Below are 23,210 nucleotides of genomic sequence, written 5' to 3'. Positions count from 1 at the left end.
CGCGGCTCTCAGTCGTCTTCTGAAGCTTCTGAAGTCTGGCGGTTATGCGTGGAAGGGCAGGCCGGCGTCGGCGGCGAGCTCCAGGTCGTCGCCCTCGGGCGGCGGGAGGAGCGTCGCGGTGCCGTCACTGACGGGGACCACGCCGAGGTCGATCAGCTCGGCCATGGCGGCGCTGCCGGCCATGTCGCGGACCTGGAGCTGGTAGCGGGCGGTGGTGCGGTAGGCGCCGCCCGCGTCGTCGCCGGTGCGCTGGAGGAAGCCGGACTCGGTGAGGAAGGCGACGGCCTTGCCGACGATGCCTGTGGTGGATCCCGCGAGGCGGCGGGCGTCCTTGGTGGCACCGGTGGAGCTGCGGCGGGCGTAGATCCGCCAGGCGGCCTCCAGGCCGGGGGCGTCGGAGGCGGGGTCGGTGTTCTCGCCCTGCTCCTCCGCGCGTTCTTCGAGCCGGCGGCAGGCCTGGCGTACGAAGGCGTCGACGCCGTTCACGGTGAGCCGGCCGATGTAGCCGTCGTCGGCGAGGTCCTCGGGGCGGGGGAAGGCCATGGCGGCGACGGCGAGGTGGGCGAGACCGTGCAGGAAGCGGTCGGCCGAGTCGGTGTTGGCGCGGCGCGCGTAGTCGCCCATGCGGACGGCGAAGACGGAGTCCTCACCGGCGGTGACGGCCATCCCCGCGCGTGGGGAGACCTCCAGGACGACGAGGCCGAGGCCGGTCGCGACGGCGTCGGCGAGGCGCGCGAAGGCGGGGTCCTCGCGGTAGCGCCGGAGCAGCTCGGTGTACTCGGCGTCCCGGGCGGGCAGCAGCTTGGGCTGGAGCCCGAAGGACACGAGCCGCGCGGCGTCGGCCGCGTCGGCGGGGGTGACGGCGTGCGGTGCGGACGGCGCTGCGGGCGTGGCGGTGTGCGCGTGGGGTGCCGCCGGGTTGGCGGCGGGGGTGTGCGGGGGCTCCGGCTCGCTCCACGCGTCGGCGTGCTCGGCGTGGTGTTCGCTCACGGCTGGGGCTCCTCGGGAGGGGTGGTACGGGTCGTGGGGGTCGGCGCTGGTGCGGTCGGTTCGGGGCGGGGCAGCGGGAGGCGGACCGGGGTGACCCGCACGGCGGGGCGCCGGGGCGGGGCGGGCTCGACCGGGCGCGTGACGGTCAGGCGCATGGCCCGCACGTACGGCGCGGGGCTGCGCCGGACCGGCGCGGGCGGGGGCACGGGCACGACCCCCATGACCATGGGGGGCAGGGGCACGGCCGGGGCGGCCTCGCCCGGGGCCGCGGCCTGCGCCGCGTCCGTGGTCGCGGTCGTGGTCGCAGTCGCGGTCGCGGTCGCGTCCGGAGCCTCCGGACCGTCCGGAGCCTCCGGCTCGGGAGTCCTCCCGGGGACCGCCTGCTCGGTGGTCATGAGGCCTCCGAGCGGTCCGCCGCCATGCCGAGCGCGTCCAGGAGCGCCGTACCGACTATCAGGTCGGCGCCGCCGAACTCCGGGTCGTCGAGCTGCGTGCCGTCGTCCACCGCGAAGAGCAGGCGCTCCTCGCCCTGGCGGTACGCCGTGCCGACCGGTGGGCTCGCGGCGTGGACGGCGAGGAGAGCGACCAGGTACGGGAGGTCGGGGTCGCCGGGGGCGCGGAGGCGGGCCTCGGCGAGCAGGCCGGAGAGGCGGCGCGGGGCGTCGTGCTCCAGGTCGAGCAGCTGCTTCGCGCTCGCCAGCTGCTCGTCGCTGAAGCGGCTGTCGTCGGGCGTGGCGATCAGGTCCGGCTCGGGCATCTCCGCGCCGAGGTGCTCGCGCTCGACGGGCGGGGTGAGGAGCATCTCGACGAGGTCGGCGACGCGCACGGACGCGGGGGTGCGCAGACCGGTACCCCGGGCGAAGAACGCGTCCGTGACCCGGGTCGCCCGCTCGACGGGGAGCGGCAGGATCGGCGCGACGAGCTGCCCGTACAGGTCTATCCCGGTGTACGAGGTCGGGGCCGCGAAGGCCTGCCGGTCCTGCTCCGCGCGGAAGAGCGGGCCCGCTTCCAGGAGCCGGGACTGGAGCTGGGTGTGGCGGCGGATGCAGTCCTTGACGATGTCGACGAGCTCGGCGGCGCGGCGCTTGTGCTCGGGGCCCTCCGCCTCGTCGCGGGCCTTGCGGATGTTGGTGAGGATCGCGTTCTCGTGGCGGTAGCGGTCGGCCACGTGGTCGAGGGCCTCGGCGATCATGTCCGGGACGGCCTCGAGCCAGTCCACCGCGCGCACGTTCCGGCGGGTCGCCTCCAGGGTCCTGCGGAGGGTCTCGGCGTACTGCACGGTGCGGTACCGCGCCTGCTCGGCGGCGAGCTGGGCGTCGGCGAGCCGGCCCCGGCTGATCAGCACCTCCAGCTTCACCTCGGCGGCGATCTGGGCGCTGGTGACATCGGTGTCCAGGGCGCCGACCAGGACGTTGACCGCTTCGTCGGTCGTCCGGAGGTAGACCCCGCCGCCGTAGCCGGGGACCTCTTCGATCAGCTTGAAGTCGTAGTCGCGGCGGGTGTAGACGCCGTCCGCGCCGAAGGTGCCGTAGACGGCGCGGAAGCCGCGGTCCACGCTGCCGACGTTGATCAGGTTCTCCAGGACCCAGCGGGCGACCCGCTCGTGCTCGGCTGCGGGGCGGGAGGGGGCCTGGGCGGCGACGCGGGGCAGCAGGCGGGAGACGATCTGCTCGTGGTCGGCGCCCGTGTCGAAGTCCATGTTGAGCGTGACGAGGTCGATGGCGGAGAGGGCGACCTCGGCCATCGCGTAGACCGAGTACTCACCCGCCAGGTTCGCCTTGCGGGTGTCCAGGTCGTGCAGCGGGGCGGTGCACGCGAGCGCGCGGAGGCGCCGCGCGAGCCCTTCGTCGGCGGCCGGACCCGGCGCGGGCCGCGGCCCCGCGCTGAGCTGGGGCGGAACGAGGTCCGTCGAGGCAGGCGAAGTCACGGTGCACAGATTAGGTCCTCGAACTGACAACGGTCGAAACGGCGCAGATACGACCCGGCCGCACCTGGGTCTTCGCCCCGCCGGGGGCTCAGGGCCGCCCCTATGCCTCCGCCTCCTCCAGCCCTACGCCTCCGCCCCCCTCCAGCCCCCTACGCCTCCGCCCGCTCCGGTTCGTCGACCGCCTTCGCGTACGCCTCGGCGACCCGGGTGCGGGAGTCGTCGAGGTAGCCGGCCAGGAGCCGTTCCGCCGTCTCGCGTTCCCCGGCGAGCAGGGCTTCCAGAATCTCCCGGTTTCGTACGAGATAAGGCTCGTGCAGCCCGCGCGGGTCGTCCACGATGTGGAAGGCGAGCCTGAGTTCGGCCAGGACGCCCCTCATCAGCTCGTCCGTGCGCGCGCTGCCCGCCAGGGCGACCAGTTCGCGGTGGAAGTGGATGTTGGCGGTGGAGACGCCCTTCCAGTCCTCGGCGCGGGCCGCGGCCAGGCCCTCCTCGACGGCGGCGACCAGACCGTCCACGGCGAACGGCGGCTCCCCGAGGCCGTGGACGACGGCGCACTCGACGAGCCGGCGGGTGCGGTAGATGTCGGCGACGTCCTCGACGGCGAGCACCCGGACGAAGACGCCCCGGTTGAGTTCGTGGACGAGCAGCCGCTCGTGGGTGAGCAGCCGGAACGCCTCGCGCAGGGTGTTGCGGGAGACCCCGAGCGCGCCGCCGATGCTGTCCTCGGAGAGCCGGGTGCCGGGCGGGAAGAAGCCCTCGGCGATCCGGGTGCGGAGGATGTCCGCCACGCGTTCCGCCGTGCTGGTCCGCCCGAGCAGGGCCCGGTCGTCGGCGAGTTCGCCGAGTTCACCGGATTGGCCGCTCCCGCCGATTCCACCGATTCCGCCCACCGCGCCTCGTTCCTCTCGTCGTTCGCGGCCGAGTCAATCGCAGGTCCTGCCCGGAAACAAGAACATGACGACCTACCTCTTGTCGGATCGTTCAACGATCCCCTACCTTGACGACACCGCACGGTCCTTCAGTACGTCCCTCAGGCACGCTCCTCCCGCTCTGCGAGGTGCAGATGAGCACGACACAGACCCAGCAGCAGACCCAGGGCGAACGGCCCGACGACACGGGCGCGTTCGCCTGGCTGCGCGCCCTCGGGCCTCGCGGCCGCCGCGCCTTCGGCGGCGCGTTCGGCGGATACGCCCTGGATTCCTACGACTTCTTCACCCTGCCGCTCTCGATGGTGGCGATCGCCGCCTACTTCAGCCTCGACAAGGGCCAGACCGGTCTGCTGACCACGGTCACCCTGGTCGTGTCGGCGGTCGGCGGCGCGCTGGCCGGCATCCTGGCCGACCGCATAGGCCGGGTGAAGGCGCTGATGATCACGGTCATCACCTACGCGCTCTTCACCGTCCTGTGCGGCTTCGCGCCCAACTACGAGACCCTGATGGTCTTCCGCGCCCTCCAGGGCCTCGGCTTCGGCGGCGAGTGGGCGGTCGGGGCGATCCTGGTCGCCGAGTACGCCTCCGCCAAGCACCGGGGCCGTACGCTCGGCGCCGTCCAGAGCGCGTGGGCGGCCGGCTGGGCGCTCGCGGTCATCGTGTACACCCTGGTCTTCGCGTTCGTGGAGGCCGACCTCGCCTGGCGGATCATGTTCTGGACGGGCGCCCTGCCCGCGCTGCTCGTGGTCTACGTCCGGCGGAACGTCGAGGACGCCCCGCAGGCCGCCGAGATCCGGCGCGGCTCGGCCGAACGAGGTTCGTTCACCGCCATCTTCAAGCCGACGCTGCTGCGCACCACGCTCTTCGCCGTACTGCTCTCGACCGGCGTCCAGGGCGGCTACTACACCCTCGCCACCTGGGTGCCGACCTTCCTGAAGACCGAGCGGGGACTGACGGTCGTCGGCACCGGCGGCTATCTGACGTTCCTGATCTCCGGGGCCTTCATCGGCTATCTGACCGGCGGGTACCTCACCGACCGGCTCGGCCGGAAGAAGAACATCGCGCTCTTCGCGGCCCTGTCGGCGCTGTCCGTCCTCGCGTACACGAACATCCCGCCGGGGGCGAACACGCTCCTCCTCGTCCTCGGATTCCCGCTCGGCTTCTGCATGTCGGCCATCTTCAGCGGGTTCGGCTCCTTCCTCGCCGAGCTGTACCCGACGGCGGTACGGGGCACGGGTCAGGGCTTCACGTACAACACCGGGCGCGCGGTGGGCGCGATCTTCCCGACGCTGGTGGGCTTCCTCGCCGAGAGCTGGGGCGTCGGCGGCGCGCTGATCTTCGGGGCGATCGGCTACGGTCTCGCGGTCCTGGCGCTGCTCGGCCTGCCGGAGACCCGCGGAAAGGAACTGGCATGACGCCCGCGGTCACCGAGACGCCCGCGGTCACCGATGTGCGCGAGTCCGAGTACCGCGTCGCGGCCTGAGCCGCCCGCGTCGCCGCACGTGACGGAAGGAACCACCATGACCCGGGTCTCGATCGACCTCAACGCCGACCTCGGCGAGGGCTTCGGCCGCTGGACGCTCACCGACGACGAGGAGCTGCTCTCCGTCGTCACCAGCGCCAACGTGGCCTGCGGCTTCCATGCCGGGGACGCGGTCACCATGCGCCGTGTCTGCGAGCTGGCCGCGGCGAGGGGCGTGACGATCGGGGCCCAGGTCTCCTACCGGGACCTGGCCGGTTTCGGCCGGCGCGCGATGGACGTCCCGGCGGACGAGCTGGCGGCCGAGATCGCGTACCAGATCGGGGCGCTCGACGTGTTCGCCCGGGCGGCCGGGTCGCGGGTCGCGTACGTCAAGCCGCACGGCGCGCTGTACAACCGGGTGGTCCGGGACGAGGCACAGGCGGCGGCGGTCGTCGACGGGGTGCTGCTCGCGGGCGGCGGACTGCCCGTGCTCGGGCTGCCCGGTTCGCGACTGCACGAGGCGGCCGGGAGGGCGGGGCTGCCGGTGGTGACCGAGGCGTTCGGCGACCGGGCGTACACGGCCGACGGTTCCCTGCTGCCACGGGGGCAGGAGGGGGCCGTCGTCACCGATCCGGCCGAGGTCGTCGAACGGTCGGTGTCCATGGCCCGGTTCGGGGTCGTCACCGCGCACTGCGGCCGGTCCGTCGCCGTACGGGCGCGCTCGCTCTGCCTGCACGGGGACACCCCGGGCGCGGTGGGCCTGGCCCGGCGGGTGCGCGCCGAACTGGAGGCGACGGGAGTCACGGTGGAGGCGTTCGCATGAAGGCGCGACGGGTGTACCGGGTGGGCGAGCGGGCGCTGCTCGTCGAGTTGGGGAGCGGTACGGAGACGGAGGCGTTCCACGCCGAGCTGCTGCGCCGGCGGGCGGGCGGTGTCCTGCCGTCCGTACGGGAGATCGTGCCGGCGGCGCGGACGGTGCTCCTCGACGGGGTCGACACGCCGGACGTGCTGGCGGGCCAGCTGCGGGAGTGGTCGATCCCGCCGCTCCACGCGCGCGTGGAGCGAGCCGTCGAGGTCGCGGTCCGTTACGACGGTCCCGATCTGGCCGAGGTCGCCGCGCTCTGGGGGGTGTCCGTGGAGACGGCGGTCCGGATCCATTCGGCCACCGAGTTCCGGGTCGCGTTCTGCGGGTTCGCGCCGGGCTTCGGCTATCTGACCGGGCTCGGCGAGCAGTACCAGGTGCCGCGCCGGGCGACTCCGCGCACCTCCGTCCCGGCCGGGTCGGTCGCGCTCGCGGGGCCGTACACGGGGGTCTATCCGCGTTCGTCCCCCGGCGGCTGGCAGTTGATCGGTTCCACGGACACGGTGCTCTGGGACGCGGGCCGTGAGCCCGCCGCGCTGCTCACGCCCGGTGCCCGGGTGCGCTTCGTCGTGGAGAGCCGGTGACCGATCGTGCGTTGGCGGTGGTCCGGGCAGGCGCGCTGACCACCGTGCAGGACCTGGGGCGGACCGGGTACGCGCATCTGGGCGTGCCCCGCTCCGGGGCGCTGGATCCCGGCGCGGCCCGTCTGGTGAACCGCCTCGTGGGCAACCCGGAGGGCGCGGCGGTCCTGGAGACCACGGTCGACGGATGTGCGGTGCGGCCCCGTTGCCCGGTCACCGTGGCCGTGGGCGGGGCGCCGTGCCCGGTCACGGTCGACGGGCGGCCGGCGGCCTGGGGGACGGCGGTACGGGTACCGGCGGGGGCGCTCCTGGAGATCGGCCGGGCCGCCCGTGGCCTGCGCGCGTACGTCGGGTTCGGCGGCGGGCTCGCCGTCGAACCCGTCCTCGGCAGCCGCTCCACCGACCTGCTGTCCGGGCTCGGTCCGGCGCCGCTGGCGGACGGAGCCGTGCTGCCGCTGGGAGCGGAGTCGGCCCCACGGGGGTGGGTCGACGCTCCCCCCTGGCCGGGTCCGGCGGACGAACTCGTCCTCCGGGTCCGGCTGGGCCCGCGCCACGACTGGTTCACCCCGGCGGCCCTGCGCACGCTGGCCACGCGCGCGTACCGGGTCTCTCCGGCCACCAACCGGATCGGTCTGCGCACCGAGGGACCGCCGCTGGAGCGGGCTGTGACGGCCGAACTCCCCAGTGAGGGCATGGTCCTGGGCGCGGTCCAGGTGCCTCCGGACGGCCGCCCGTTGGTCTTCCTCGCCGACCACCCGACGACCGGCGGCTATCCGGTGGTGGCGGTGGTGCGGGAGGCGGACCTGGCGGCAGCGGCGCAGGCGGTACCGGGGACGGTGGTGCGGTTCGTACCGATGGGCTGAGGCGGGAACGCTCCCCCGGGCATAACGAGAAGTCATGGCGGCGGTAGAAAACATGCCTTGGACGTATGGCGGAGGGGTGGGGTTGAGTCGTACGCGGCGGCAGGCACAAGGCCACAGCCGCCCATGACCGGCCCCCCCCACCCCCACACCGTCCTCCGGAGGACCCATGCGTACCCGTACCGCCGCCGTCGCCTTCTCCCTCACCGCCGTGACTCTGTGCGCGGGAATCGCCTCCGGCGGCCTGTCGTGGGCCGACTCCACGACGGCCGGCTCCACGACGGCGGACTCCGCGACGGCCGACGCCCCGGTGACGGCGTCGCACGGCTCCCGCGACCCGATGCGCCTCGTGGACCGCTCGCCCGATCTGGTGCGTCCGAAGGCGCTGACGGTCGACGGCTCGCTGAGCGAGCGGCGGGCCCGGCAGGAGATCCGCCTTGCCCAGCAGCTCTACACCTTCTGGCACACGGGGAGGACGAGCTACCTCAAGGCCGCCGTCAGCCCCGACTTCAAGGACAACACGCTGCCGCCCGGCCGTCCGCAGGGCCCGGCCGGACCCGCCTTCGCCTCGAAGAACTTCCGGGCCGCCGTCCCCGACCTGACCTGCGAGCTCTCCGACCTGCTGATCACCGGCGACAAGATCACCGCGCGGCTCGTGTTCCGGGGCACCTTCACGGGCACGTTCGACGGCGTGAAGGGCAAGGGGCAGAAGGTCGAGTTCAACGCCATCGACATCCAGCACGTGGGCAAGAAGCAGATCGTCGAGGACTGGCACATCGAGGACAACCAGACGCTCCTCGCCCAGCTAGGCGTCAAGGGCTGACGGAGGGGCGGACGGCGCCCGGGCGAACCGTACTTTCGGACGAGGCGGCCCCATCTCCCGGCCGAGGTGGTGGGGCCCGTCCCGGCGGAGGCTTCTCATCGGCACACCCCTCCCCGAGAAGGAGCTTCCTCCCGTGCGATCGCAGGCCCCTGCCGCCGCCCCCTCGACCTCCACGGTCCGCCGGCCCCGGATCGACGCGCTCGACGCACTGCGGGGCTTCGCGCTCTGCGGCATTCTGCTCGTGAACGTCCCGCAGATCACGAACATGGTGGGCTACATCGTTCCCGGGAATTCGTATCCCATATCCGAAGCGCTCGACCTGACGGTCCACCAGCGCTTCTTCCCGATCTTCTCGTTCCTCTTCGGCCTGAGCTTCGCCCTCTTCTACGAGGGGGCCGCCACGCGCTCCGAGCGGCCGCGGGTCCTTCTGCTGCGCCGGCTCGTCGCGCTCGGGCTGCTCGGCGCGCTGCACGGCCTGCTCCAGCCCGGTGAGGCACTGCGCTACTACGCGATCGCGGCGCTGGTCGTGCTCGTCCCCGCCACCTGGCTACCGCGCTGGGCCGTGGCCCTCGCGGGCGGCGCGCTGACCGTCGCGGGCTTCACCCTGGCCGGGGGCGGCCTGGGCCTGATCCCGGGACTGTTCCTGCTCGGCATGGCGACCGCCCGGTACGGGATCGCCGACAGCCTGGAGCGGCGGGGCGGGCAGCTCTGTGTCGTCCTCGCCCTCGCCGCACCGCTGGCCGTCGCGGCCACCCTCTGGCAGCACCGCATCCCGCCGACCGACCCGCTCGCCACCCGCGTGGGCGCGGCCGCGGGTCTCGTCTCGGCGCTCGCGTACATCGCCGGCTTCCTGCTCCTCCTGCGCACCCCGGCGGGCGGCGCCCTCGCCCGCTTCTTCGCCCCGCTCGGGCGGATGGCGCTGACCAACTACGTCACCGCGACGCTGCTGGTCCTCGCGGCGGCTCCGGTCCTCGGGCTCCACGACTCGGGCCGCTGGGGCACGGCCCTGGCGCTCTCCGCCGCGATCATCGCCGTCCAGGCCGCCGCGAGCCGCTGGTGGCTGACCGGACACCGTTACGGGCCCCTGGAGTGGGGCTGGCGCTCGGTCACCTGGTGGCAGGCCGTGCCCCTGGCCAAGCCCCGTACCGCACAGACCGGGTGAGTCCCTGCTCACCCTGACACCGGAGCCCGCCCTCCCCCCGGGGCAGGCTCCGGCACACCCTCGTACGGGCCGGTCAGCGGCCCTTTAGGGTCGAGGGCGTGAACGAACCCCTGGATGCCCCGCCCGCACGCGGTCGTCGGCGTCCGACGACCGCGCTGCTGTGCGTGGGGCTGCTGCTCCCCTGGTGCTTCGACCTGGTGGCGGGCCGCCCGTGGTGGCCGTGGCCGCTGCTGCTGTGCGGTCCGCTCGTCGCCGCCGTCGTCCTCGTGCCGGGTCGGCCCGCGCTGCCGGCGCGGTCGGGGGCCGCCGTGCTGCTCTCCGGCGGGCTCACCGCGTTCTTCCTGCTGGGCGACGGGGTCCGGTCCGGCACCTGGGGGTTCGCCGAGTCCATCGCCCTCCTCGTGCTGCTCACCCGGGCCGCGCGGGGCATCGAACGGGCCCCGGTGGCCCTGGGGACCGGGGTGCTGCTCGGGGTGACCGCCGCGGCGGCTCCGCTGCGCCTGGGGTTCAACGACGACACCGAGACGCTCGCCGTGGTGCTCGCGTTCGTGGCGGCCGGCTGCGCCGGGCTCGGCGCCTACCTGCGGGCGCTCGACACCCGGCGGGCCCACGCCGTCGCCTCCGTACGGGACGCGGAACGCCTGCGCCTCGCGCGCGACCTGCACGACTTCGTCGCCCACCACGTCACCGGCATCGTGCTCCAGGCGCGGGCGGCACAGGCCGTCAAGGACGTGGCGCCCGAGCAGGTCGACGCGATCCTCACCGACATCGAGCGGGCCGGGACGGAGACCCTCGACTCGATGCGCCGGCTCGTCCGTATCCTCCGCGAGGAGTCCGGGCCGCCCCGCGAGGACGATCTGTCCGTGGCGCTCGGCGCGCTCGTCGCCGGTTTCGGGGACGGCTCCACCGGGCTTCCGGCCGCGCGGCTCGAGATCGCCGCGCCCGCCCGGGTCGCCCGGCTCGCGCCGGAGGTGGCGACCTCGGTGCACCGGGTCGTCCAGGAGGCGCTCACCAACACCCTGCGGCACTCGCCCGACACCGACGGCATCCGGATCCAGGTCACCGCCGACGACCGCACGCTCGACGTCGAGGTCGTCAACGGCCCCGGCCGGGCGGGCGGGAGGTCCGGGCGCGGGCCGACGGGCGGTCGCGGCGGTTTCGGCCTGATCGGGCTGCGGGAACGGGTGGAGGCGGTCGGCGGGGAGCTGGAGACCGGCCCGCTGCCGGGCGGTGGCTGGCGGGTGGCCGCGAGCCTGCCGGTCCTCGGGGCACAGGCCGCGCGGCCTCTGGAAGGATCCACCGCATGAGCACGACGTCCGGCGCGCCCCGAACCGCCTCCGATCCCGTCCGCGTCCTGGTCGCCGACGACCAGGACATGGTCCGCGCGGGGTTCCGGATGATCCTCGACGCCCAGCCGGACATCGAGGTGGTCGCCGAGGCCGCCGACGGCGCCCAGTGCGTCGAACTGGCCCGCCGCCTGCGGCCCGACGTGTGTCTCGTGGACGTACGGATGCCCCGGCTCGACGGCCTGGAGGTCACCCGGGTCCTCGCGGGCCCCGGCGTCGCCGACCCGATGCGGGTCGTCGTGGTCACGACCTTCGACGAGGACGCGTATCTGTACGGGGCGCTGCGCTCGGGCGCGGTCGGCTTCCTCCTCAAGGACGCCGGAACGGCCCTCCTCCTGGAGGCCGTCCGGGCCGCCGCGCGCGGTGACGCCCTGGTCTCCCCCGCCGTGACCCTGCGCCTCCTGGAGCGGCTCGGCGAACAGCCGGACGCCGCCGTGCCCCTGGGCGGGTCCGGCGTCCTCACGGAGCGGGAGCTCGACGTCGTCCGGCTCGTCGCCCGCGGCCGCACCAATCAGGAGATCGCGGCCGGGCTCTTCATCTCGCTCTCCACGGTCAAGACCCACCTGGTCAGCGTCCAGGCCAAGCTGAACGCCCGGAACCGGGTGGAGATCGCAGCGTGGGCGTGGGAGACGGGATCCGTCAGACGGTGAACCGACGGCTGCCCTGGGGCGTGCCGTAGCCCCCGCCGCCCGGTGTCCGCAGGACGAGGACGTCGTCCGGGGCAACCTCGGTCGTGTCGACGCCTCCGAGGTGCTCGACCGTGCCGTCGGCGCGTTCGACCAGGTTCTCGCCGAGCCGGCCCGGCTCCCCGCCGGCCATGCCGTAGGGCGGGACACGGCGGTGGCCGGTCAGCAGGGTCACGGTCATCGGTTCCAGGAAGCGGATGCGGCGTTCGACGCCGTCGCCGCCGTGCCACCGGCCGGTTCCGCCGCTGCCGGTCCGTACGGCGAAGGATTCCACCCGGACCGGGTGGCGCCACTCCAGGATCTCCGGGTCGGTGAGCCGGGAGTTGGTCATGTGGGTCTGGACGGCGTCGGCGCCGTCGAAGCCGTCGCCCGCGCCGGAGCCGCTCGCGACGGTCTCGTAGTACTGCACGCGCGCGTTGCCGAAGGTCAGGTTGTTCATCGTGCCCGAGCCCTCGGCCTGTACACCGAGGGCCGCGTAGAGGGCGCCGGTGACCGCCTGGGAGGTCTCCACGTTCCCCGCGACCGTCGCCGCCGGGAAGCGGGGCGCGAGCATCGAGCCGGGCGGCACGCGGACGTCCAGGGGCTCCAGGCAGCCGCTGTTGAGGGGGATGTCGTCGTCGACGAGGGTCCGGAAGACGTACAGGACGGCGGCCATCACGACGGAGGTGGGCGCGTTGGCGTTGCCGGGCAGCTGCGGCGAGGTGCCGGTGAAGTCCAGGACGGCGGAGCGCCGTTCGCGGTCGACGCGGACCGCGACCTGGACGACCGCGCCGCCGTCCGTCTCGTAGCGGTACGAGCCGTCCCGGAGGCCGGCCACGATCCGGCGTACGGACTCCTCGGCGTTGGCACGGACGTGCCGCATGTAGGCGTGGACGACGTCCAGGCCGAACTGGTCGACCATGGCGCGCAGTTCCTCGATCCCCTTCTCGTTGGCGGCGATCTGGGCGCGGAGGTCGGCGAGGTTGGTGTCCGGGTCGCGGGAGGGGTACGGGGCGCCGGTGAGCAGCGCCCGCGTCTCGTCCTCGCGCAGCCGGCCGTCCCGTACGAGCAGCCAGTTGTCGAAGAGGACGCCCTCCTCGTGGACGGTCCGGCTGAAGGCCGGCATGGAGCCGGGGGTGATGCCGCCGATCTCGGCGTGGTGGCCGCGCGAGGCCACGAGGAAGAGCAGTGCGCGGCCCGGCTCGTCGAAGACCGGGGTCACCACGGTCACGTCCGGCAGGTGGGTGCCGCCGTGGTACGGGTCGTTGATGGCGTAGACGTCGCCCGGGCGCAGCTCGTCGCCGCCGCGCCGCAGCACCTCCTTGATGGACTCGCCCATGGAGCCGAGGTGGACGGGGATGTGGGGCGCGTTGGCGATCAGGTTGCCCTCGGGGTCGAACAGGGCGCAGGAGAAGTCGAGTCGCTCCTTGATGTTGACGGAGTGGGCGGTGTTCTCCAGGCGTACGCCCATCTGCTCGGCGATCGCCATGAAGAGGTTGTTGAAGACCTCCAGGAGGACCGGGTCGACGTCCGTGCCGACCGCCACGCGCGCGGGGCGGGGTGTGGCGCGGGTGAGGACGAGGTGCCCGCCGTCGCCGACCGTCGCCCGCCAGCCGGGGTCGACGACGGTGGTCGCATCGGCCTCGGCGAGGATCGCGGGCCCTGTGACGGTGGCTCCGGGGCGGAGGTCCTCCCGGCGGTACAGCGGGGTGTCGGCGGCCTGGTGGCCGTGGTGCATCTTTACGGTGGCCCGGCGCGCGGGGGCGCCTTCCCCGGTGCCCGCGTCGACGACGACGGGACCATGGGGTCCGGCGAGCCCCACGGCCTCCACGGACACGGCCTCCACGACGAGCGGGCGTTCCATGGTGAAGGCGTAGCGCGCGCGGTGGATCCCCTCGAAGGTCTCGCGCATCCGCTCGGCGGGGGCGAGGTCGACCTGGAGGCTCGCGTCGGTGCCGGCGTAGCGCAGGAGCACGCGCGCGTGGGTGGTGATCGCGGAGTCGGGCAGTCCGTCGGCGCGCAGTTCCTCCCTGGTCCGCTCGGCGAGTTCGGCGCAGAGCTCCGTCACGCGCGCGTGGGTCCCCTCCGCGTCGAGCTCGGCCTCCACCGACCGCTCCCGCATGGCGGTGGCGTCGGCGAGCCCGATGCCGTACGCGGAGAGGACACCGGCCAGCGGCGGTACGAGGACGGTGTCGACGCCCAGGGCGTCGGCGACCGCGCAGGCGTGCTGGCCGCCGGCGCCGCCGAAGCTGGTGAGGGCGTACCGGGTGACGTCGTGGCCGCGCTGGACGGAGATCTTCTTGACGGCGTTGGCCATGTTGAGGACGGCGATCTCCAGGAAGCCCGCGGCGACCTCCTCGGGGGTGCGGCCGTCGCCGATCTCGCGGGCGAGGGCGGTGAACCCCTCCCGTACGACGGTGTCGTCGAGCGGCTGGTCGCCGTCGGGGCCGAAGACGGCGGGGAAGTGGGCGGGCTGTACGCGCCCGAGCATCACGTTGGCGTCGGTGACCGTCAGCGGCCCGCCCCCGCGGTAGCAGGCGGGGCCGGGGACGGCGCCCGCGGAGTCGGGGCCGACGCGGTAGCGGCTGCCGTCGTAGTGGAGGACTGAGCCGCCACCCGCCGCGACGGTGTGGATGTTCATCATGGGGGCGCGCATCCGGACGCCCGCGACCTGTGTACCGAGTTCACGCTCGAACTCGCCCGCGTAGTGCGACACATCGGTGGAGGTGCCGCCCATGTCGAAGCCGATGACCCGGTCGAACCCCGCCTGTTCCGAGGTGCGGGCCATGCCGACGACGCCGCCGGCCGGTCCTGACAGGACGGCGTCCTTGCCGCGGAAGTGGGCGGCCTCGCGCAGGCCGCCGTTGGACTGCATGAACATGAGCCGGATTCCGGCGAGTTCGCGGGCCACCTCGTCGACGTACCGGCGCAGGATCGGCGAGAGGTAGGCGTCGACGACGGTGGTGTCGCCGCGCGGGACGAGTTTGATCAGCGGGCTGACCTCGTGGGAGCAGCTGATCTGGGTGAAGCCGAGCGCGCGGGCGAGGTCGGCGACCCGGCTCTCGTGGGCGGGGCTGCGGTAGCCGTGCAGGAGGACGACGGCGGCGGAGCGGTAGCCGTCGCGGTGGGCGGCCCGCAGCTCCTCGGCGACGGCGTCCTCGTCGAGGGAACCGACGGTCCGGCCCTGGGCGTCGACCCGTTCGGGGACCTCGATGACGCGTTCGTACACGGCTTCGGGGAGCACGATGTGGCGGTCGAAGAGCCGGGGGCGGTTCTGGTACGCGATCCGCAGCGCGTCCCGGAAGCCCTCGGTGACGAGGAGGACCGTCGGTTCCCCGCGCCGCTCCAGGAGGGCGTTGGTGGCGACGGTCGTGCCCATCTTGGCGACGGAGACCCGGTCGGCGGGGACCGTCTCGTCGGGGCCGAGCCCGAGGAGGAGCCGGATGCCCGCGACGGCCGCGTCGTGGGGGCGGGTCGGGTCGTGGGAGAGCAGCTTGCGGGTGACGAGCCGCCCGTCGGGCCGCCGGCCCACGATGTCGGTGAACGTGCCGCCTCTGTCGATCCAGAACTCCCAGCGCCCGGTCATTCCCCCATTGTGGCCACCGGGGCGTCCAGGGACACGGCCGCGAGCGCGGCCTTCAGGGCTTGTTCGGCCTTCCGGTCGAGCCGGTCGTCGGTGCCGCGGGCCCGGTGGCGCAGTTCGGCGCCGGCCAGGTGCAGCAGCTGGGGCAGCAGGTCGTGGCAGCGCCGCAGGACCCAGCCGGTGCCCGCGGTGGCGAGCCAGAGCACCGCTTCCGTACGGGTGGGCGGCTGCTGCTGGGGCTCGGGCGCGGGCGGCGTGCCGTGGGCGAGGTCCCGGGCGGCCAGAAGGTCGTGGAACCGCGCGGCGATCGCCCGGTGGCCGCGCTCGCCCGGGTGGAGCCGGTCGGCGCTCCACAGGGACCGGTCGTCGGTCCACGTGGAGTCGGCGAGGTGGAGGTGGACGGCGTCGTAGCGGGCGGAGAGCGCGTGGACGAGGGTGTTCACGGCCCGCTGGCGCCGGGCGAGCGGGCGGGCGAGCGGCGCGGGGAGGGCGAGCATCCGGCCCGGGTCGGGCAGGCAGGCGGTGAGGAGGACGGCTCCGCTCGCGGTGAGGTCCGCGCAGACGCGGTCGAGGCGGCGGGCGAGCTGCTCGATGTCGAAGGTGTGGCGGAGGGTGTCGTTGACGCCGACGACGACGGAGGCGAGGTCGGGCCGGAACGCCACCGCCACGGGCGCCTGGTACTCGGCGACCTCCCGGCTCTGGGCGCCGCTGATGGCGAGGTTACGGAACTCCAGGCGCTGCCCGGGCCCGGCGAGGCCCTCGGCGAGCAGGGCCGCCCAGCCGCGCCAGGCGCCCTCGACCCGGTCGCCGACGCCCTCGCTGAGGGAGTCGCCGAGGACGGCGAACCGCACCGGCGGGGGTGTCGGCGGATCGGATCCGATTGCGCGGCGGGGGGCGGGGACGGCGGCGCCCGGAGGAGAGATCGGATCCGATATCCAAGATATTGGATCCGATGTCTTGGATATTGGATCCGAAGTCCGGGTGGCGCCCGGCGGCACGGCCTCCTCCGGGGCGGGAACCGTCGTCGTCATGCCCGCACCCCCTGCGGCGGAACGAGGATCGTGGCCGGGGCGGCGTCGTGCGCGTCGAGGAACGCGGCGATCGAGCGGTCCCAGCCGAAGAGTTCGGCACGCGCGCGTGCCGCCGCGCGGCGGAGCGGCTCCGGCCGGTCGAGCAGCGTGCGCACCGCCGCCGCGAAGTCGGCCGGATCGTCCGCGGCACAGGCACCGGCGTCGCCGATGACCTCCGGGAGCGCCGAGGAGGCGCTGACCACCACCGGTGTGCCGCAGGCCAGTGCTTCCAGGGCCGAGAGACCGAAGGTCTCGGCCGGGCCGGGGGCCAGGCACAGGTCGGCGGAGGCCTGCAGGTCGGCCAGGGCCTCGCGGTCGGCCACGTGCCCCAGGAAGCGGACCGGGAGCCGCTCCTCCCGCGCCCGCCGCTCAAGCGCGCCCCGCAGCGGCCCTTCGCCGGCCACGGCGAGCGTCGCCCGGACCCCCTGGCCCCGGAGCCGGGCGAGGGCGTCGAGGGCCGTGCCCGGCCGCTTCTCCACGGAGAGCCGCGAACACATCAGCAGCAGCACCCCCTCACCGCCCGCGTGCTCGGCGCGCAGTGCGGCACTGTGCCGCCCCGGGCGGCACCGCTCCAGGTCCACGCCGAGCGGCGCGCGCAGGACGTTGCGGGCCCCGATCCGTACGAACTCCCGCTCCGCCCACTCCGTCGTGCAGACGATCCGCGAGTACGCCCACGCGGTACGGCGGTTGAGCCGATCGGCGGCGCGGGCGGCGGCGACCGCCGGTACGCCCCAGGTCCGCAGGACGCCGTCGGCGGTCTCGTGGGAGACCATCACCGAGGGCACCCTGGCCCGGCGCGCCCACTCCCCCGTCCAGCGCAGGGTCGTGCGGTCGGAGACCTCGACGCGGTCCGGGGCGAGTTCCTCCAGGAGCGCGCGGACGCGGCGCCGGTCGGCGAGGACGCGGTAGCCGCCGGTGCCGGGCAGCACGGGCCCGGGCAGGGTGATGATCCGCCCCTGGTCGGTGACACGGTCGCTCTCCACATCGCCGGGGACGATGAGGACGGGCTCGTGCCCGGCGGCGAGGTAGCCGCGACCGAGCTGTTCGAGGGCGGTGCGCAGGCCCCCCGAGGTGGGCGTGACGAAGTTGGCGAGCCGGACGATGCGCAGCGGCCGGCTTATGGCGTGGTCTCTCATGCCGCCACCGCCGTCCGCTCGCGCAGGACCTCCAGGTAGTGGCCGATCAGCTCGTCGCCGACGGCCTCCCAGGTCCGGCCCTCGACGGCGGCGCGTCCCGCCCGCCCGTAGGCGGCGCGCAGGGCCGGCGCCTCGGCGAGGGAGCTCACGGCGTCCCGTAGGGCGGTGGTGTCGTCCGGCGGTACGAGCAGACCGGTCCTGCGGTGGTCGACAAGATCGAGCGGCCCCCCGGCTGCCGGGGCGACGACCGGAACACCGCTCGCCATCGCCTCCTGGACGGTCTGGCAGAACGTTTCGTACGGGCCGGTGTGGGCGAACACGTCGAGCGAGGCGAAGATCCTCGCCAGGTCGTCGCCCGTGCGGCGGCCGAGGAACCGGGCGCCGGGCAGCGCGGCCCGCAGGGCCGGTTCGCTCGGGCCGTCACCGACGACCACGACGCGAATGCCGGGCAGTCCGCAGACGCCGGAGAGCAGTTCGACGTGCTTCTCGGGGGCGAGGCGGCCGATGTAGCCGACGAGGAGTTCGCCGTTGGGGGCGAGTTCGCGGCGCAGGGCCTCGTCGCGCAGGTCGGGGCGGAAGCGGACGGTGTCGACGCCGCGCCGCCAGAGCCGTACGCGGCCGATGCCGTGCGTCTCCAGGTCGCGCGCGGCGGCGGTGGACGGCGCGAGGGTGCGGTCGGCGGCGCCGTGGACGGCCCGCAGCCGGCGCCAGGCGGCGCCTTCCCCCGCGCCCATGTAAGTGCGGGCGTATCCGGCGAGGTCGGTCTGGTAGACGGCCACGGCGGGCAGTCCGAGGCGGGTCGCGGCCGCCATTCCCCGTACCCCGAGCACGAAGGGGCTGGCGAGGTGGACGACGTCGGCCCGGTGCGCGGCGATGGCCGTCGCGAGGCGGCGGCTGGGGAGCGCGACGCGCACCTGGGGGTAGCCGGGGAGGGGCAGGGACGGGACGCGCACGACGGGGCACGGTGCGTCGGTGTCCGGGGTGTCGGTGGCTCCGGCGACGGCCGGGGCGATGACGAGCGGGTCATGGCCGCGGCGGACGAGGTGGCGCGCGGTCTGCTGGGCGCAGTGCGCCACACCATTGACATCGGGTGGGAAGGATTCGGTGACGATGACGACACGCATACCGGTGTTGTCGTCGCGCCCGGCGTGTTCCCGCCGACGGGGATCTGGACACCCGGGGAACGTCCCATGAGCGTTTGCCCCTGGCCCGCAGAAGGGTCCCGAGGGGCCGTACGAAGCCGAGCCGACGCCCGGGACGACGGCCGGGTCGACGGCCGTGCGAAGCCGGGTCGACGGCCGGATCAAGCCCTCCCCCGTACGCGAATACGCACCTCGGCACCCACCGTCCACCGGCGGGTGCCGAGCGCCCCCTCGCCGGAAGGGCGGGGTCAGACCTGGAGGTCGGGGCCTATGCGGTTGCGGACCGCCGTCTGTACCTCGGCCTCCTCGGCCGGGTCGGCGGCCAGGCGGCGCAGCCGGTCCGCGACGCGGACGTCGCCGGTCTCGGCGTGCTGGGCCGCGACCTCGCGGGTGGTCTCCTCGCAGTCCCAGAGGCACTCGACGGCGAAGCCCGTCGGGAAGGTCGGGTCGGTGGCGGCGAGGGCGCGGGCCGCTCGGCCGCGGAGCTGGGAGGAGGCGGTCTCCCGGTAGACGTGGCGCAGTACGGGTGCGGCGCAGCCGATGCCGAGCCGGCCGGCGCCGTCGACCAGGGCGTAGAGGGCGGTGGCGTCGGGGCCCTCGGCCCGGACGGTCTCGCGGAGCGCGCCGAGGACGAGCAGGGAGTCCTGGACCCCGCCCCGGCAGGCGAGGACGGCGCCGGCCGCGGCGCCGAGCGCGTCGGGCCGGTGGACCCAGCCCCGGGCGCGGTCGACGGCGGGCTCGCCGCACATGCGCTCGAACGCGGCGACGGCGACATCGGCGACGGTACGGGAGGCACCTCCGGCGGCGGCCTCGATCAGGTCGAGGACGGCGGGGTCCCGTGACGCGGCCAGGTAGTGCAGGGCGGCGCAGCGCGCCCCGTCGGGTCCGCTGCGGGCGGCCTCGACGATCCGGGGCCGGTCATCGGGTCCGGCGACGGCGGTGAGGCAGCGGGCGGCGGGCCCGTGCAGTTCGGCGCCGCGCTCCAGGCCCTCCTGGGCCCAGTCGAAGACGGCCTGGACGCTCCACCCGGGCCGGGGGCCGCTGGGTCGCATCTGGCGCTGCCAGCGGTCGAAGGAGCCCTGTTCCTGGGCGGCTCTGACCCGTGCGCCCACGGCGTCGCGCCGGTCCTCGGCCCAAAGCCGCCACGGGCGCGGCTCGAAGGCGTCCCGTACGGCGCTCGCCAGCGCGGCGTCGCCTTCGCGGCCGACCGGGAAGCGGGCGAGGACGGGGAGCGCGAGGGCGCGAAGCCCGGTGTCGTCGTCGCGCAGGGCGAGCTCGTCGAGGGCCCACGCCCAGTTCGTGCCGGTCGCGGCGTACCGCCGGAGCAGCAGCAGGGCGTCCTGGCGGCCGTAGGAGGCGAGGTGCCCGAGGACGGCGAGCGCGAGCCCGGTCCGGTTCTCCTCGGTGTCGAGGTGGTCCTCGGCGCCGAAGAGGTGGGCCTCGACCTCGTCGAGCTCGCCGGCGAGGTCGACGTAGAGCCGCGCGTAGTAGAGGGACCTGTTCTCGACCTGCCAGTCGTGGCGGGGGTCGCTGAGAACGCAGTGGTTCAGGGCCGCGAGGGCCTCGGCACGGGGGGCGGCGAGCGCGTGCAGGGTGCCGTCGCCGCGGCCCCTCTGCAGCAGGCCGAGCAAGGTGCCGCTCGGCGCTATGACTGGATCGAACATGGAAGACGCCTCACATCAAGCTGTCGACACGACCGGAAGTACGGGGCACTGGTGATCGCCTAGGCCGCACAGCAACATGTCGAGCCGCCCGTCGTCCTTCGCTTGGTGTTGACCATCTTCCTCTGCCTCTCGTCGGTGGCCCGTTGCGGGCTCGACGTCATGATGACCCAGCCATTTCGCCACCGCGACCACATTTACGACACCGCTCCCACCTGGGGTTCAGCGCGCGTTCACCCGGTATCGACCAGAACCTCAGCGGGTCCCGAACAGCTCCAGGAGTTCTGCCTTCCCAAACATCCGAGCAGTATCCACGGCAGACGGAGTCCCCGCTTCCGGATTTGCGCCGCCGGCGAGCAGCGCACGCACCACGGCGTCCTCGCCCTTGAAGACCGCGCCCGCGAGCGGGGTCTGGCCGCGGTCGTTGGCACGGTCGGGCTCGGCGCCGCGGGCCAGCAGAGCGGCGACCGCGTCGGCGTGGCCGTGGTAGGCGGCGAGCATCACGAGCGAGTCGCCGCGGTCGTTGGTGAGGTTCGCCGGCACGCCCGCGTCGACGTAGGCGGCCAGCGCCTCGGCGTCCCCGGTGCGGGCCAGCTCGAAAACCTTGCCCGCCAGCTCGATGACCTCGGGGTCCGGAGTCTCGCTCATCCGACGTACCCGCCTTTCGTTCCTCGGAACCCTGAACAGTGAATCTTGACCTGCGCACGGCAAGCGCAGCCGTACGGGTGAATCGACAGGGTACTGCCCGTCCGGCGACATGACGTGAGGCCTCCACGGCAAAGATCACTGCAGCTCAACCCGGCTACAACCCCAGCTGACCCCGACTCAACGCCAGCTGATCCGGACCCGCTCCGGCCCACCCTCGGCCCCACCCACAGCCCTACTCGCAACTCGGGCAAGCCCTCTATATCCGCCAGTCAAGTGAAATCACCCGACTTTCACTCATTTGCACCTTTAATCGCATAGATACTTGCTGTGAACCTGGAAGGACTCATGGTGACTGTCCCCTCAACCAGGAGAACCCCTCATGATCCTGTCCATCTCAGGCGTGGTCCTGCTCGGCATCATCTGCTTCCTGTTCTTCAAGAAGGACGGGATGAAGGCGTCACACGCCCTCGTCAGCGCCCTCTTCGGTTTCTACCTCGCGGGCACCGCCATCGCCCCGAGCATCACCGCAGGCGGCCAGAGCCTCGCCGGCCTCTTGGGCGGGATCAAGTTCTGACGCCCGACAGCCCCTTCCACAACTCCAGGAGTACGACGTGGCCCGGCGACCACTCCCCCGCATTCTGACCAGCGGCAGCGACCGCATCGCTCGCAGTCGAGAGATCGCTCGCACGGCCGCCGACAGCGCCACCGACGTGCTCCATCCGCTGATCACCATCTCGCGTGGTCTGCGGAAGCTGGCCGCGACCATGCGCGCCAGGTGGGCCGCGACCCCGAAGGAGCGGCGCGGTCCCACGCTGCTCCTGGTCGCGGCCTGCGTCCTCGTCGTCGCGCTCGTCCCGTACGGTCCGCTGCTCGCCCTTGTCTCGGTGATGGGCGCGGCCGCGTGGACGGGCCGTGAGCGCCCGGTCGTCAAGACCGGGCCCGACGACGCCGAGGTCGAGCGGCTCAAGGGCCTCTACGAGGCACTGGTGCCGTATCTCTCCGTCCCCGAGGACCCGGCTCCCCTCTTCGCCCACGGCGGTGACTGGAGCGGCGCCTTCGGGGACTTCACCTTCGACGACGACGGGCGCCTGACCTGCCTGCGCATCCGGTACCCCGCGTATTTCACGGACGGCGAGGCGGCCTCCAGGGCCCGGATCGAGCAGCTGCTGCACGCCAAGTCCGGGCGCGGCCGGGAGTACCGCTTCGACTGGGACGAGGAGGGCAACCAGCTCGTCATGAGCGTGCTGCACGCCCTGCCCACCACGATCGCCGCCCAGCGCTTCGTCACCGTGCCGGGCGAGACGGTCCTCGGCTTCACCGACGCGGACGCCGTCCAGCGGACGGTGCCGGTCCTCACCGCCGACGGGGAGCAGGACGCTCCCCCGGTGCTCTGGCGGACGGGCCCACGCTCGACCGAGCCGCACCTGCTGGCCGTAGGCCAGCCCGGCGGCGGCACGACCTCACTGCTGCGCTCCATCGCCCTGCAGACCCTGCCGTACGGCGACGTGCTGATCGTCGAGGGCAGCGGCACCGGCGAGTACGCCTGTCTGACCGGCCGTGCGGGCGTCCTGGCCATCGAGTGCGGACTGGCGGGCGCGCTGGCGAGCCTGGAGTGGGCGGCGCACGAGACCGAGCGGCGGCTGATCGCCGCGAACCGGGCCCGGCAGGCGGGCCGTCCCGCGCCCGACGACACCCGGCGCCCGCTCTGGATCCTCCTCGACCGGCCGAGCATCCTCGGTCACCTGGCGGCGGCCGACGGGCGTCCCGACCCGCAGGACCTCCTCCAGGTGCCGCTGCGGCACGGCCGGGCCGCGCAGGTCACGGTGGTGGTGGCGGAACAGTTCGACAGCGTGGACGCGCTGAGCGAGACGGTACGGACGCACACCCGCGCCCGCGTTGTCCTCGGCCCCGCGTCGCCCGGCCAGATCGAGTCGGTCCTCGGCACCGCGCCGCACACGACACCCATCCCGGCCGTCCCGCCGGGCCGCGGGTACGCCCGCCTCGGTACGGGTCCTGTGCTGCGCCTGCAGGTGCCGGCGACGCCGGATCCGTACGACGAGGCGACGAGCGAGGCACACCGGCAGGCGGTGCTCACGCTGCTGCCGGAGCGGCAGGACGCGACGTCGACGGCGGTGCCCCCGGCCCCCGGTTCGGCCCCCGACCCGGCCCCGGCCCACGGCCCCACCCTGGACCTCGGCCACACCCCGGTCCCCGCCGAGGGCTGACCGTACGAAGAGCGAAGGGGGGCCCCCCCCGCGGGGGGCCCCACCCCAATGAAACGAGCCGACGCCACCAACCCCCCCCCCCACACTCTGAAAAAAAAAACAAAGCCCACCCCCCCCACAAGAACAGCGGATTAGCGC

Annotated in this window: 20 protein-coding genes; 10 read left to right on the top strand and 10 right to left on the bottom strand. The window is 73.9% G+C overall.

Going from position 1 to position 23,210, the window contains the following annotated elements:
* Positions 1-42 precede the first annotated feature (42 nt).
* The 4 genes from ACFWRO_RS32250 to ACFWRO_RS32235 form a co-directional block, all read right to left on the bottom strand.
* Positions 43-990: a hypothetical protein gene (locus tag ACFWRO_RS32250; RefSeq protein ID WP_384516643.1), complete on the bottom strand. Its 948-nt coding sequence runs from the start codon at positions 988-990 to the stop codon at positions 43-45.
* Entirely contained in the window at positions 987-1,385 is a 399-nt protein-coding gene (locus tag ACFWRO_RS32245) for a hypothetical protein (protein WP_384516640.1), read from the bottom strand. The genes ACFWRO_RS32250 and ACFWRO_RS32245 overlap by 4 nt, the downstream gene beginning before the upstream one ends.
* On the bottom strand, positions 1,382-2,917 hold the full coding sequence (locus tag ACFWRO_RS32240; RefSeq protein WP_384516638.1) for a hypothetical protein: 1,536 nt from the start codon (positions 2,915-2,917) through the stop codon (positions 1,382-1,384). The genes ACFWRO_RS32245 and ACFWRO_RS32240 overlap by 4 nt, the downstream gene beginning before the upstream one ends.
* A gap of 149 nt (positions 2,918-3,066) precedes the next feature.
* A complete protein-coding gene (locus tag ACFWRO_RS32235) occupies positions 3,067-3,807 on the bottom strand; it encodes a GntR family transcriptional regulator (RefSeq protein ID WP_384516635.1) in 741 nt (246 codons plus the stop codon).
* Positions 3,808-3,980: 173 nt separating this feature from the next.
* On the opposite strand from ACFWRO_RS32235, the gene ACFWRO_RS32230 reads away from it, so the two are divergent.
* The 8 genes from ACFWRO_RS32230 to ACFWRO_RS32195 all read left to right on the top strand — a co-directional run bounded on the left by ACFWRO_RS32230 (position 3,981) and on the right by ACFWRO_RS32195 (position 11,592).
* On the top strand, positions 3,981-5,261 hold the full coding sequence (locus ACFWRO_RS32230) for an MFS transporter (protein ID WP_384516633.1): 1,281 nt from the start codon (positions 3,981-3,983) through the stop codon (positions 5,259-5,261).
* 105 nt (positions 5,262-5,366) lie between these two features.
* Entirely contained in the window at positions 5,367-6,131 is a 765-nt protein-coding gene (locus ACFWRO_RS32225) for a LamB/YcsF family protein (RefSeq protein WP_384516630.1), read from the top strand.
* On the top strand, positions 6,128-6,754 hold the full coding sequence (locus ACFWRO_RS32220; protein ID WP_384516628.1) for an allophanate hydrolase subunit 1: 627 nt from the start codon (positions 6,128-6,130) through the stop codon (positions 6,752-6,754). Before ACFWRO_RS32225 ends, ACFWRO_RS32220 begins: the two co-directional genes overlap by 4 nt.
* Positions 6,751-7,614, top strand: a complete 864-nt coding sequence (locus tag ACFWRO_RS32215; RefSeq protein WP_384516625.1) for a biotin-dependent carboxyltransferase family protein — start codon at positions 6,751-6,753, stop codon at positions 7,612-7,614. Before ACFWRO_RS32220 ends, ACFWRO_RS32215 begins: the two co-directional genes overlap by 4 nt.
* A 166-nt stretch (positions 7,615-7,780) precedes the next feature.
* Positions 7,781-8,434, top strand: a complete 654-nt coding sequence (locus ACFWRO_RS32210) for an ester cyclase (RefSeq protein ID WP_384516623.1) — start codon at positions 7,781-7,783, stop codon at positions 8,432-8,434.
* Between the two features lie 133 nt (positions 8,435-8,567).
* Positions 8,568-9,596 carry a DUF418 domain-containing protein gene (locus ACFWRO_RS32205; RefSeq protein ID WP_384516620.1) on the top strand — a complete coding sequence of 343 codons (1,029 nt, stop codon included), beginning with the start codon at positions 8,568-8,570 and terminating at the stop codon, positions 9,594-9,596.
* Positions 9,597-9,694: 98 nt separating this feature from the next.
* Positions 9,695-10,903: a sensor histidine kinase gene (locus tag ACFWRO_RS32200; protein WP_384516617.1), complete on the top strand. Its 1,209-nt coding sequence runs from the start codon at positions 9,695-9,697 to the stop codon at positions 10,901-10,903.
* On the top strand, positions 10,900-11,592 hold the full coding sequence (locus ACFWRO_RS32195; protein WP_384516614.1) for a response regulator: 693 nt from the start codon (positions 10,900-10,902) through the stop codon (positions 11,590-11,592). The genes ACFWRO_RS32200 and ACFWRO_RS32195 overlap by 4 nt, the downstream gene beginning before the upstream one ends.
* On the opposite strand, the gene ACFWRO_RS32190 is transcribed toward ACFWRO_RS32195, so the two are convergent.
* The 6 genes from ACFWRO_RS32190 to ACFWRO_RS32165 all read right to left on the bottom strand — a co-directional run bounded on the left by ACFWRO_RS32190 (position 11,582) and on the right by ACFWRO_RS32165 (position 20,847).
* Complete coding sequence (locus tag ACFWRO_RS32190; protein ID WP_384516612.1) at positions 11,582-15,193, bottom strand: hydantoinase B/oxoprolinase family protein; 3,612 nt, start codon at positions 15,191-15,193, stop codon at positions 11,582-11,584. The two genes, ACFWRO_RS32195 and ACFWRO_RS32190, sit on opposite strands and share 11 nt — an antisense overlap.
* Positions 15,190-16,041: an SGNH/GDSL hydrolase family protein gene (locus tag ACFWRO_RS32185; protein ID WP_384516609.1), complete on the bottom strand. Its 852-nt coding sequence runs from the start codon at positions 16,039-16,041 to the stop codon at positions 15,190-15,192. The genes ACFWRO_RS32190 and ACFWRO_RS32185 overlap by 4 nt, the downstream gene beginning before the upstream one ends.
* A gap of 176 nt (positions 16,042-16,217) precedes the next feature.
* A complete protein-coding gene (locus ACFWRO_RS32180; RefSeq protein WP_384516607.1) occupies positions 16,218-17,396 on the bottom strand; it encodes a glycosyltransferase in 1,179 nt (392 codons plus the stop codon).
* Positions 17,393-18,520, bottom strand: coding sequence for a glycosyltransferase family 4 protein (locus tag ACFWRO_RS32175; protein ID WP_384516604.1), 1,128 nt, complete (start codon positions 18,518-18,520; stop codon positions 17,393-17,395). The genes ACFWRO_RS32180 and ACFWRO_RS32175 overlap by 4 nt, the downstream gene beginning before the upstream one ends.
* 266 nt (positions 18,521-18,786) lie before the next feature.
* Positions 18,787-20,202: a HEAT repeat domain-containing protein gene (locus ACFWRO_RS32170; RefSeq protein ID WP_384516601.1), complete on the bottom strand. Its 1,416-nt coding sequence runs from the start codon at positions 20,200-20,202 to the stop codon at positions 18,787-18,789.
* A 252-nt stretch (positions 20,203-20,454) separates the two neighbouring features.
* Positions 20,455-20,847: an ankyrin repeat domain-containing protein gene (locus ACFWRO_RS32165; RefSeq protein WP_384516599.1), complete on the bottom strand. Its 393-nt coding sequence runs from the start codon at positions 20,845-20,847 to the stop codon at positions 20,455-20,457.
* 379 nt (positions 20,848-21,226) lie between these two features.
* Here ACFWRO_RS32165 and ACFWRO_RS32160 point away from each other — a divergent pair, with 379 nt between their 5' ends.
* Positions 21,227-21,421, top strand: a complete 195-nt coding sequence (locus tag ACFWRO_RS32160; RefSeq protein ID WP_015032212.1) for a hypothetical protein — start codon at positions 21,227-21,229, stop codon at positions 21,419-21,421.
* A gap of 37 nt (positions 21,422-21,458) precedes the next feature.
* A complete protein-coding gene (locus tag ACFWRO_RS32155) occupies positions 21,459-23,072 on the top strand; it encodes a hypothetical protein (protein WP_384516596.1) in 1,614 nt (537 codons plus the stop codon).
* The last annotated feature ends 138 nt before the right edge of the window (positions 23,073-23,210 follow it).

Source organism: Streptomyces sp. NPDC058579, from assembly GCF_042718575.1.
In the GTDB taxonomy this organism is placed as follows: Bacteria; Actinomycetota; Actinomycetes; order Streptomycetales; family Streptomycetaceae; genus Streptomyces.
This window is presented reverse-complemented; position numbering and strand designations above follow the sequence as displayed.

What these genes read in the sequence shown, in the direction of transcription:
- ACFWRO_RS32230 (WP_384516633.1), top strand. Translation starts at nt 3,981, where the DNA reads ATGAGCACGACACAGACCCAGCAGCAGACCCAGGGCGAACGGCCCGAC.
- ACFWRO_RS32210 (WP_384516623.1), top strand. Translation starts at nt 7,781, where the DNA reads ATGCGTACCCGTACCGCCGCCGTCGCCTTCTCCCTCACCGCCGTGACT.
- ACFWRO_RS32165 (WP_384516599.1), bottom strand. Translation starts at nt 20,847, where the DNA reads ATGAGCGAGACTCCGGACCCCGAGGTCATCGAGCTGGCGGGCAAGGTT.
- ACFWRO_RS32225 (WP_384516630.1), top strand. Translation starts at nt 5,367, where the DNA reads ATGACCCGGGTCTCGATCGACCTCAACGCCGACCTCGGCGAGGGCTTC.
- ACFWRO_RS32195 (WP_384516614.1), top strand. Translation starts at nt 10,900, where the DNA reads ATGAGCACGACGTCCGGCGCGCCCCGAACCGCCTCCGATCCCGTCCGC.
- ACFWRO_RS32175 (WP_384516604.1), bottom strand. Translation starts at nt 18,520, where the DNA reads ATGCGTGTCGTCATCGTCACCGAATCCTTCCCACCCGATGTCAATGGT.
- ACFWRO_RS32160 (WP_015032212.1), top strand. Translation starts at nt 21,227, where the DNA reads ATGATCCTGTCCATCTCAGGCGTGGTCCTGCTCGGCATCATCTGCTTC.
- ACFWRO_RS32245 (WP_384516640.1), bottom strand. Translation starts at nt 1,385, where the DNA reads ATGACCACCGAGCAGGCGGTCCCCGGGAGGACTCCCGAGCCGGAGGCT.
- ACFWRO_RS32180 (WP_384516607.1), bottom strand. Translation starts at nt 17,396, where the DNA reads ATGAGAGACCACGCCATAAGCCGGCCGCTGCGCATCGTCCGGCTCGCC.
- ACFWRO_RS32220 (WP_384516628.1), top strand. Translation starts at nt 6,128, where the DNA reads ATGAAGGCGCGACGGGTGTACCGGGTGGGCGAGCGGGCGCTGCTCGTC.
- ACFWRO_RS32190 (WP_384516612.1), bottom strand. Translation starts at nt 15,193, where the DNA reads ATGACCGGGCGCTGGGAGTTCTGGATCGACAGAGGCGGCACGTTCACC.
- ACFWRO_RS32170 (WP_384516601.1), bottom strand. Translation starts at nt 20,202, where the DNA reads ATGTTCGATCCAGTCATAGCGCCGAGCGGCACCTTGCTCGGCCTGCTG.